This window comes from Acidovorax sp. HMWF029 (assembly GCF_003060895.1).
Lineage (GTDB): Bacteria > Pseudomonadota > Gammaproteobacteria > Burkholderiales > Burkholderiaceae_C > Acidovorax.
Genome location: NZ_QAIH01000250.1, coordinates 1 through 10,261 on the forward strand (window position 1 = coordinate 1; position 10,261 = coordinate 10,261).

Sequence of the window (10,261 nt, forward strand, 5' to 3'; positions counted from 1 at the left end):
CGCATCCTCGCGCTCACGCAGGGCCTCACCGAACACGACCTCTTGCTGTGCCTGATCTCGGGCGGGGGCTCGGCCCTGCTCACGCTCCCGGCAGACGGGCTCTCGCTCGAAGACAAGCAGCGCATCAACAAAGCCTTGCTGGAGAGCGGCGCTGCCATCGACGAAATGAACTGCGTGCGCAAACACCTCTCGCGCATCAAGGGCGGGCGGCTGGCGGCGGCCTGCGCCCCGGCGCGCGTAGTCACGCTCACCATCAGTGATGTGCCGGGGGACGACCCTTCGGTGATTGCCAGCGGCCCCACGGTGCCTGATGCCACGACCTGCGCTGATGCGCTGTCCATCCTGGACCGCTACCGCATCGAGGTGCCCGCCGCAGTGCGTGCAGCCCTTGAAGCAGGCACGCTGGAGACCCCCAAGCCTGGCGACGCCGTATTTGCAAACCACATGGTGCACATGACGGCGACGCCCCAGCAGTCGCTGGAGGCTGCGGCCGATGCCGCGCGGGCGGCGGGGGTGGCGGCGTACATCCTGTCCGACGAGATCGAGGGCGAGTCGCGCGAGGTGGGCAAGGTGCATGCCGCGCTGGCCCGCGCCGTGGCAAGGCACGGCCAGCCATTTGCGCGGCCCTGCGTGATCCTCTCGGGCGGCGAGACCACGGTCACCATCCGCCCGCGTGCGCCCGGCGCCGCCAAGGGCCGGGGCGGCCGGGCGGGCGAGTTCTGCATGGGGCTCGCGCAGGCGCTGCAAGGCCAGGCGGGCGTGTGGGCCTTGGCGGCAGACACCGACGGCATCGACGGCGTGGAGGACAACGCCGGTGCCCGTGTGGCACCCGACACCCTGGCGCGCGCTGCAGCGCAGGGCCTGTCCATCGCAGACCACCTGGACCGCAACGATGCCTATGGCTACTTCGATGCGCTGGGCGATTTGGTCATCACCGGGCCCACGCACACCAACGTGAATGACTTTCGCGCACTACTGATTTTGTAGCTTTAAAACCATGATGGACGCGCGGTAGGGCCGTTTTTATTGAGATTTTCGTCTGTGGCACCCGGTGCCCCGCTGGCGCGGGCCACGTCCGGCGATGCCCCGCTCAGGGCGATGGCCGCTTCTCCTCCCACCAGTCCTTGGCAAACCGCCCCTGCAGAAACGCCACGAAGGCCTGCACCTTCTGCGGCACCAGGCGCGGTGACGGGTACACGGCGTGGATCTCCTGCTCGGGCAGGCGGCAGGTCTTGAGCACCTCCACCACGCGCCCGGCCGCCAGCGAATCCACCGCCACGTAGTGCGGCAGCGCCGCGATGCCCATGTGCGCGCGCGCCGCCGCCAGCAGCGCAGAGAGGTTGTTGGACCGCAGCCGCCCCGTGACAGGCACCGACACCGCTTCGCCGCTTGCATTGCGCAGCCGCCACAGGTCGTTGCCCTGCACGCTGCTGTAGATCAGCGCCGAGTGGTCCTTCAGGTCCGACGGCCTGCGCGGCGTGCCGTGGCGGCGCAGGTAAGTGGGTGACGCCACCAGCACCCAGGGGTTCATGCCCAGCGTGCGCGCACCCAGGGCCGAGTCGGCCAGCTTGCCCAGGCGGATCGCCACGTCGATGCCATTGGCCACCAGGTCGGTGTAGCGGTCCTCGAAGCTCAGGTCCAGCTGCACCTGGGGGTTCTGCGCCATGAACTCCAGCGCCAGCGGCACCACCACGCGCCGCCCGAACGCCACCGAGCTGCCCACCCGCAGCTGGCCGTGCACCTGCGTCTGGCGCACGCGCACCACGCTCTCGGCCTCGGCCACGTCGGTCACGATGGCCTTGCACTTCTCGTAGTACAGCGCGCCGGGCTCGGTCAGGCTCACGCCGCGCGTGTTGCGGTTGAGCAGCCGCACCTTCAGATGCGCCTCCATCGCTGCCACCTGCTTGGTCACCGTGGGCTGCGTGGTGGCGAACTCCTGCGCCACCTTGGTGAAGCTGCCGGTCTCCACCACGCGCACAAACATTTCCATGGCATCGAGCCGGTCCATCGTGGTTGTCTCCTGTGCTGTGCATGGTGGCGCGGGCGTGCGCCGTGGCTTATTCCTGTGTGGAATAAATTTTATGGTCTGCCGCCACCTTCCGCCACAGGGGGGGCTTGCCTAGAGTTGCTTCATCCCACCGATTCAACCGACCACAAACCGAAGGAGATGTGCAATGGCAAGAATGAAGGCCATCGAGGCCGCCGTGAAGGTGATGGAGAAAGAGGGCGTGAGCGTTGCGTTCGGCGTGCCCGGCGCGGCCATCAACCCGCTGTATGCGGCGCTCAAGACGCACGGCGGCATTGGCCACATCCTGGCGCGCCATGTGGAGGGCGCCAGCCACATGGCCGAGGGCTACACGCGTGCTGTGGCTGGCAACATCGGTGTGTGCATCGGCACCAGCGGCCCGGCAGGCACCGACATGATCACCGGCCTGTACTCGGCCAGTGCGGACTCCATACCCATCCTGTGCATCACCGGCCAGGCGCCGCGCGCCCGCCTGCACAAGGAAGACTTCCAGGCCGTGGACATCGCCAGCATTGCCAAGAGTGTGACCAAGTGGGCCACCACGGTGCTGGAGCCCGCGCAGGTGCCGCAGGCGTTCCAGCAGGCGTTTCACCTCATGCGCTCGGGGCGCCCCGGGCCGGTGCTCATCGATCTGCCCATCGATGTGCAACTGGCCGAGATCGAGTTTGACCCCGACACCTATGAACCGCTGGTGCCCTACAAGCCTGCCGCCACGCGTGCACAGATCGAGAAGGCGCTCGCCATGCTCAATGCTTCCGAGCGCCCGCTCATCGTGGCGGGTGGCGGCATCATCAACGCCGATGCGTCGGATCTGCTGGTGCAGTTTGCCGAGGTGCTGGGCGTGCCCGTGATCCCCACACTCATGGGCTGGGGCTGCATCCCGGATGACCACGCGCTCATGGTCGGCATGTGTGGGCTGCAGACCAGCCAGCGCTACGGCAATGCCAGCATGCTCGCCAGCGACTTCGTGCTGGGCATCGGCAACCGCTGGGCCAACCGGCACACGGGTTCGGTCGATGTCTACACCAAGGGCCGCAAGTTCGTGCACGTGGACATCGAACCCACGCAGATCGGCCGCGTGTTTGCGCCCGACTTCGGCATCGTCTCCGACGCGGGCGCTGCGCTCAAGCTCTTTGTGGAGGTGGCGCGTGAATGGAAGGCCGTGGGCCAGCTGCGCAACCACAGCGCCTGGGCGGCCGAGTGCCAGGGCCGCAAGAACAGCGTGGACTATCTGCGCAAAACTCACTTCGACAGCGTGCCCATGAAGCCGCAGCGCGTGTACCAGTGCATGAACCGCGCGCTGGGCCGCGACGTGTGCTACGTCTCCACCATCGGCCTATCGCAGATCGCGGGCGCGCAGTTTTTGCACGTGTACCAGCCGCGCCACTGGATCAACTGCGGCCAGGCCGGCCCGCTGGGCTGGACGGTGCCCGCAGCCCTGGGCGTGCGGGTGGCCGACCCGGCGCGCAAGATAGTGGCGCTGTCGGGCGACTACGACTTTCAGTTCATGATCGAGGAGCTGGCCGTGGGCGCGCAATTCAAGCTGCCTTACATCCACGTGCTGGTCAACAACAGCTACCTGGGTCTGATCCGCCAGGCGCAGCGTAGCTTCAGCATCGACTACTGCGTGCAGCTCGCGTTTGACAACGTGAACATGCCCGAGGGCGAGGTGGCGCGCGGCTACGGCGTGGACCACGTGAAGGTGGTCGAGGGCCTGGGCTGCAAAGCCCTCCGCGTGCACCGCCCCGAGGAGTTCGCACCCGCCATCGCACAGGCCGAGGCCTGGATGGCCGAGCACCGCACGCCGGTGGTCATCGAGGTGATCCTGGAGCGCGTGACCAACATCGCCATGGGCACCGAGATCGACAACATCGTTGAGTTCGAGGAGCTGGCCACGCAACCGGCCGACGCGCCCAGTGCACTGGCCATACTGGATTGACGCAGCGCCTGGTGGTGCGCGGATTCATCCCCCCAACCGTTCAGCCTGAGCCTGTCGAAGGCCACACCGAGCCCTGGCTTCGACAGGCTCAGCCCGAACGGTGGTGGGAGAAAGCGAGCCACGGCGCCAGTCCCATTGTTCTGATTCATTGTCACGGAGAGTTTTTCTATGCCCCGTTTTGCTGCCAACCTCAGCATGCTGTTCACCGAGGTGCCTTTTCTCGACCGCTTCGAGCGCGCTGCGCGCACCGGCTTCGAGGCCGTGGAGTTCCTCTTTCCCTACGAGTTTGCAGCGGAAGAAATTCGCGAGCGCATTGACCGCCACCAGCTGCAGATCGTGCTGCACAACCTGCCCGCAGGCGACTGGGCCGCTGGCGAGCGTGGCATTGCCTGCGACCCGGCGCGCATCGCGGAGTTTCGCGCCGGTGTGGCCCAGGCCATCACCTACGCCCAGGCGCTGGGCGTGCCGCAGCTCAACTGCCTGGCGGGCAAGGCACCTGAAGGGGTGGATGCTGCGGTGCTGCGCCGCACCCTGGTCGAGAACCTGCGCTTTGCTGCCACGGAGCTGAGGGCGGCGGGCCTGCGCCTGCTGATCGAGCCCATCAACCCCTTCGATATCCCGGGCTTCTACCTGACCCGCACGGACCAGGCGCTGGCCATCCTGGACGAAGTGGATGCCAGCAACGCCTTTGTGCAATACGACATCTACCACGCGCAGCGCACCGAAGGCGAAATCGCGGCCACGCTGCAAAAGCACCTGGCGCGCATCGGCCACGTGCAGCTGGCAGACAACCCCGGCCGCAACGAACCGGGCACGGGCGAGATCAACTACCGCTACCTGTTCGCGCACCTGGACCGCATCGGCTACGGCGGCTGGGTGGGGTGCGAATACCGGCCCGCGCGCACGACCGAGATCGGCCTTTCATGGCGCAGTGCCTTGACCGCATGAAAGCGAATGAACCACAACACAAAAACAGGAGAACACGAACATGACTGACGCCCCCCTCAAACTCGGTTTCATCGGCCTGGGCATCATGGGCGCACCCATGTGCGGCCACCTCATCGCCGCAGGCCACCAGCTGTATGTGCACACCCGGGGCCGCGTGGCGCCGCAGATTGCCGAGAGCAGTGCCACGCAATGCACCACCGCGCGCGGCGTGGCTGAGCGGGCCGACATCGTCTTTCTGATGCTGCCCGACACGCCCGATGTGGAGAAGGTGCTGTTCGGTGCCGACGGCGTGGCTCAAGGCTTGAAAGGCAGCGTGGGCAAGGTGGTGGTGGACATGAGCTCCATCTCGCCCGTGGCTACCAAGGACTTCGCGCGCCGCATCGAGGCCGTTGGCGCGCAGTACCTGGACGCCCCTGTTTCGGGCGGCGAACTGGGCGCGAAGAACGCCACGCTGTCCATCATGGTCGGTGGCCCCGAGGCGGTGTTCGAGCGCATCAGGCCGTTGTTCGAACGCCTGGGTAAGAACATCACCCTGGTGGGCGGCAACGGCGACGGCCAGACCGCCAAGGTGGCCAATCAGATCATCGTTGCCCTGAACATCGAGGCCGTGGCCGAGGCGCTGCTGTTTGCCGCCCGCGCGGGCGCCGACCCGGCCCGTGTGCGCCAGGCGCTGCTGGGCGGTTTCGCCTCGTCCAAGATCCTCGAGGTGCATGCCGAACGCATGATCCGGCGCACGTTCGAGCCCGGCTTTCGCATCGGGCTGCACCAGAAGGACCTGAACCTCGCGCTGTCGAGCGCGCGGGCGCTGGGCGTGCCGCTACCCAACACGGCCATGGCGCAGGAGCTGTTCAACGCCTGCGTGGCCCATGGCGGGCAGGGCTGGGACCACTCGGCAATGGTGCGGGCGCTGGAGAAGATGGCGAATTTTGAGATTGGACAGGCATCGCCAGCATGACGCAGGCCACCATGAAAAATCCCGCTGACCTTTCGGTGAGCGGGATTTTTGATTCAAATTGGCCGTTTCCGCGCTTTCATCAAGCGCTGGTAGCTATCAATTAAATAGCATTCAATACCCCAGCGTCTTCCCATCTGGGTTGCGCGGGTCTGAGTAGCCATACAGCGCGCCGCCTCGGATCTGGATGGTCTGCGTGCGGCCCATCGACGGCTTCACGGCGATGTTGTGGCCGCGCTGCTTGAGCAGGGCCAGCGTGTCGGGCGAGAGGCCCTTTTCCACGCGCAGCTCATCCGGCGTCCACTGGTGGTGCACACGGGGTGCGGCAGCGGCTTCTGCAGGGTTCATGCCGAAGTCGATGGTGTTGACCACCGTCTGCAGCACCGTGGTGATGATGCGGGCGCCGCCGGGGCTGCCGGTGACCAGCGTGGGCTTGCCGTCTTTGAGCACCAGGGTGGGCGTCATGGACGACAGGGGGCGCTTCTTGGCGGCCACGGCGTTGGCGTCGCCGCCGACCAGGCCGTAGGCGTTGGCCACGCCAGGCTTGGCCGAGAAGTCGTCCATCTCGTTGTTGAGCAGGATGCCTGTGCCTTTGGCGACGATGCCGCTGCCGAAGTTGGTGTTGAGCGTGTAGGTCACGGCCACGGCGTTGCCCGCCTTGTCCACCACCGAGTAGTGGGTGGTCTGGTCGCTTTCATACGGCTGGGGCTGGCCGGGCTTGATCTCCTTGGCCGGGCGCGCGCGGTTGGCGTCGATGCCCTTGGCCAGCGATTCGGCGTAGCGCTTGGAGGTCAGGCCCTTGAGTGGAATTTTCACGAAGTCCGGGTCGCCCAGGTATTCGGAGCGGTCGGCGTATGCCAGCTTGCTGCTCTCGGCCATGTAGTGGATGGTCTGCGCGCTGTTGGGGCCCCACTGCGATAGCGGCAGCGGCTCCAGCATGTTCAGGATCTGCACCAGGTGCGGGCCGCCAGAGGAGGGTGGCGGCATGGTCACGATCTCATAGCCGCGGTAGGTGCCGCGTGTGGGCACGCGCTCGGCCACCTTGTACTCGCGCAGGTCCTGCAGGCTGATGGCGCCCGCGTGGGGTGCCATCTCGGCTGCGATCTTCTGGGCGATCTCGCCTTCGTAGAACGCTTTGGCGCCCTGCTGGGCGATGAGGCGCATGGATTGGGCCAGGTCCTTCTGCACCAGCGGGTCGCCCACCTTCAGGGGTTCGCCGTTCTTCCAGAAGATGGCCTGGGTGGCGGGCCATTTGCTCATGTTCTTCTTTTCCTGCTGCAGGATCTTGGCGAGCGTTTCACTCACTGGGAATCCCTTGTCGGCTAGCTCGATGGCGGGTGCGATCACGCGTGACAGGGGCAAGGTGCCCCAGGTCTTGAGCGCATGCTCCATGCCCGCTACCGTGCCGGGCACACCCACGGCGTAGTGGGTGTACAGCGATTTGCCGTCCACCACATTGCCCTTGGCGTCCAGGTACATGTCGCGCGTGGCCTTCGATGGGGCCACTTCTCGGAAGTCCAGGGCGACGCTCTTGCCGGTCTTGGCATCGTGCACCACCATGAAACCGCCACCGCCCAGGTTGCCCGCATTGGGCAGGGCCACGGCCAGCGCAAAGCCAATGCCCACGGCTGCGTCCACCGCGTTGCCACCGGCCTTGAGGATGTCCAGGCCGATCTGCGAGGCCAGCTCCTGTTCGGTGGCGACCATGCCGTTGCGCGCCACCACGGGGTGGAAAACGTCCATGCTGAAGTCATAGGCGGCACTGGCGGCCTGGGCGGCGGCCGTCTGCTGCACGGCGGGCGCGGGCGCTGCTGCCGTGGTGGGTGCGCTGCCGCAGGCCGTGAGGCTGGCCAGTGCCAGCGCAAGGCTGGAGGCCAGCAGCGTGTGTCGGATGTTCATGGAAGCTGCTCCTTGGTTTTTTGGTTGGAAGGAAAGGGAAGGGGATGTCGCCCCGCAAGGGGGCTGCAGCAAGTGTAGGGTGCGTTTGCCCCACCCGTGGGCGGTGGTGATGCCATTGCGTATTCACCCCATGCCTGTGTGTCATCCCTGTGAAAGGAGTACAAGGCCGGGCACGAGCCCTGTTCGACCCGGCAGGGCCTGGCGGCAGATGCCTTCGAACGGCTTTGTTGCACAAGTCGAAAGATAGACGGGCTACCTGTCCACCGGACCGCTTCGTGCATCAAAGCCAAGAATCCCAGCGCAGCCGCTTTGCCAGGCGCCGCGCCGAGGCACTGCGCGTAATGCAGCAAGACGCGGCAAGACACTGCAACGGCGCCAGAAGAGTTGTGTTATTGATCCGGCACGAACCTACTTGAACCTTTCATGCTGCGCTTGTCGAAGCGGCACGCCAGGTTTTGACGAATTCGACCCGAACGGATAGATCAAGTTCAAAGAGGCCTGATCAATAGCCGTTCTACGCCAGCAGGTCGCTCAGCGTGCGTGCAACCACCTTGGTGGCACGGCGCAGGTCTTCCAGTTGCAGGCGCTCGTCGGCACGTTTGGCGTGCGATTCGAGCACGGTGCGTGGCCCGGCGCCATAGATCACGCCGGGGATGCCGCGCTCCACATACAGGCGCACATCGGTGTACAGCGGCGTGCCCACGGCGGGCACGGGCTCGCCGATCACGGCCTGTGCGTGTTTCTGGATGGCATCGACCAGCGGTGCGTTGCCTGCCAGCGGCGTCATGGCGTTGGCCAGCAGCAGGCGCTTGATCTCCACGCGGATGCCGTCGCGCTCGCCCGCCGCCTGCTCAATCACGCGGCGGATGGCTGCTTCGACCTCGACCGGGTTCTCTTCGGGGATCATGCGGCGGTCGAGCTTGAACGTCACCTTGCCGGGCACGACGTTGGTGTTGGTGCCACCCTCGATGCGGCCCACGTTCAGGTACGGGTGCTTGATGCCTGTGACGTTGGACGTGACCTTCTTGTATTCATCGTTTTGCGCATACAGCGCGTTCAGGATGTGCACCGCACCCTGCAGCGCGTCCACGCCGGTGTGGGGCACGGCAGCGTGCGCCATCTTTCCGTGCACGGTCACTTCCATCTGCAGGCAGCCGTTGTGGGCAGTGACCACTTCGTAGCTGAAGCCTGCGGCAATCATCAGGTCGGGCTTGGTGAGGCCGTTTTTCAGCAGCCAGCCGGGGCCCAGTTCGCCGCCAAACTCCTCGTCGTACGTGAAGTGAAGTTCCACTGCGCCTTTCGTGGGCTTGGCCACGGCTTCCAGGGCGCGCAGGGCGAAGGTGAACGATGCGAAGTCACTTTTGCTCACGGCGGTGGCGCGGCCGTACATGGCGCCATCGACGATCTCGGCGCCGTAGGGGTCGCGCGTCCAGCCTTCGCCGGGCGGCACCACGTCGCCGTGGGCGTTCAGGGCAATGGTCTTGCCGTCGTCGCCCTGCTCTCCATACTGGCGGCGCACGATGAGGTTGGTGATGGACTCCATGCCGTAGGCCTGTACGTCTGTTGCGGGCACAGCGTGCTTTTCGGCCTCGTAGCCGAAGTCCTTCAGCAGCTCTGCTGTGCGCTCGGCATGGGGCGCGTTGTTGCCGGGCGGGGTGTCAGTGGGTACGCGCACCAGGGCCTGCAAAAAGCGTACTTCCTCGTCAAAGTGTTGGTCGATCCAGGCGTCCAGCGCGGCGTAGTGGGTGGGGGTGGTCATGGTTGTTGTTCCTCTGCAAGTTGGCGCAGCACCTGGGTGAAGGCGTCCACGGCCAGCTGCATGTCGTTGTTGGTGGTGGATTCGAGCGGGTTGTGGCTGATGCCGGAGTTCAGCCCGCGCACGAAGAGCATGGCCTGCGGCATGATTTCGTGCAGCTTCATCGCGTCGTGCCCCGCGCCGCTGGGCATGCGGAACACGGGTACGCCCAGGGCGTCCACGGCGCGCTCCCAATGGTGTTGCAGGGCTGGCGTGCTGGGCGCTGCGGCGGCTCGCATGGATTCTTCGATCGTGTAGCGCAGGCCACGGCGCTGCGCAATGCGCGCTAGCGTGTCAAGCACATCGCGCACCAGGGCGTCGCGCTGTGTGTCGGTGGGCGCGCGCAGATCCAATGAAAAAAGGCAACGCCCCGGCACCACGTTGATCGAGCCTGCTGGCACCTGCAACTGGCCGATGGTGCCGACCGAGTCGCCGTCCTGCGCGGCACGTTCCTCCACATAGAGCGCCAGTTCTGCCACGGCCACGGCCGCGTCGCGGCGGCGGTCCATGGGTGTGGTGCCCGCGTGGCTGGCGGTGCCGATCATCTCGCCAATGAAGCGCACGCTGCCATTGATGGAGGTCACTACGCCCAGCGGCAGGTCCAGTTCGTTGAGCACGGGACCCTGTTCGATGTGCACTTCGATGAAGCCCAGGTATTGCGCCGGGTCGCGCTGCAGCTTGGGGATGTCGTCAATGCACAGG

8 protein-coding genes are annotated in these 10,261 nt (G+C 66.0%); 4 read left to right on the forward strand and 4 right to left on the reverse strand.

Features of this window, described 5'->3' with window-relative positions:
• Nucleotides 1–987: glycerate kinase (locus DBR12_RS18105; RefSeq protein WP_108618540.1), on the forward strand; the 987-nt coding region annotated here is incomplete at its 5' end.
• A gap of 103 nt (nt 988–1,090) precedes the next feature.
• Here the strand turns inward: DBR12_RS18105 and DBR12_RS18110 are convergent.
• Nucleotides 1,091–2,008 carry a LysR family transcriptional regulator gene (locus tag DBR12_RS18110; protein WP_108618541.1) on the reverse strand — a complete coding sequence of 306 codons (918 nt, stop codon included), beginning with the start codon at nt 2,006–2,008 and terminating at the stop codon, nt 1,091–1,093.
• Between the two features lie 166 nt (nt 2,009–2,174).
• On the opposite strand from DBR12_RS18110, the gene gcl reads away from it, so the two are divergent.
• The 3 genes from gcl (at nt 2,175) to glxR (ending at nt 5,868) form a co-directional block, all read left to right on the forward strand.
• Nucleotides 2,175–3,965, forward strand: coding sequence for a glyoxylate carboligase (gene gcl, locus DBR12_RS18115; protein WP_108618542.1), 1,791 nt, complete (start codon nt 2,175–2,177; stop codon nt 3,963–3,965).
• A 168-nt stretch (nt 3,966–4,133) separates the two neighbouring features.
• Complete coding sequence (gene hyi / locus DBR12_RS18120; protein WP_108618543.1) at nt 4,134–4,913, forward strand: hydroxypyruvate isomerase; 780 nt, start codon at nt 4,134–4,136, stop codon at nt 4,911–4,913.
• Between the two features lie 40 nt (nt 4,914–4,953).
• On the forward strand, nt 4,954–5,868 hold the full coding sequence (gene glxR, locus DBR12_RS18125) for a 2-hydroxy-3-oxopropionate reductase (RefSeq protein WP_108618544.1): 915 nt from the start codon (nt 4,954–4,956) through the stop codon (nt 5,866–5,868).
• Nucleotides 5,869–5,979: 111 nt separating this feature from the next.
• Here glxR and ggt read toward each other — a convergent pair whose 3' ends face one another.
• The 3 genes from ggt to DBR12_RS23135 all read right to left on the reverse strand — a co-directional run.
• A complete protein-coding gene (gene ggt / locus DBR12_RS18130; protein WP_108618545.1) occupies nt 5,980–7,764 on the reverse strand; it encodes a gamma-glutamyltransferase in 1,785 nt (594 codons plus the stop codon).
• Between the two features lie 514 nt (nt 7,765–8,278).
• Entirely contained in the window at nt 8,279–9,523 is a 1,245-nt protein-coding gene (locus DBR12_RS18135; RefSeq protein ID WP_108618546.1) for an ArgE/DapE family deacylase, read from the reverse strand.
• Nucleotides 9,520–10,261, reverse strand: a 742-nt coding sequence (locus DBR12_RS23135) for a M20/M25/M40 family metallo-hydrolase (RefSeq protein WP_233244802.1), incomplete at its 5' end; no start/stop codon positions are given. The genes DBR12_RS18135 and DBR12_RS23135, both read right to left, overlap by 4 nt.

What these genes read in the sequence shown, in the direction of transcription:
- DBR12_RS18110 (WP_108618541.1), bottom strand. Translation starts at nt 2,008, where the DNA reads ATGGACCGGCTCGATGCCATGGAAATGTTTGTGCGCGTGGTGGAGACC.
- gcl (WP_108618542.1), top strand. Translation starts at nt 2,175, where the DNA reads ATGGCAAGAATGAAGGCCATCGAGGCCGCCGTGAAGGTGATGGAGAAA.
- hyi (WP_108618543.1), top strand. Translation starts at nt 4,134, where the DNA reads ATGCCCCGTTTTGCTGCCAACCTCAGCATGCTGTTCACCGAGGTGCCT.
- glxR (WP_108618544.1), top strand. Translation starts at nt 4,954, where the DNA reads ATGACTGACGCCCCCCTCAAACTCGGTTTCATCGGCCTGGGCATCATG.
- ggt (WP_108618545.1), bottom strand. Translation starts at nt 7,764, where the DNA reads ATGAACATCCGACACACGCTGCTGGCCTCCAGCCTTGCGCTGGCACTG.
- DBR12_RS18135 (WP_108618546.1), bottom strand. Translation starts at nt 9,523, where the DNA reads ATGACCACCCCCACCCACTACGCCGCGCTGGACGCCTGGATCGACCAA.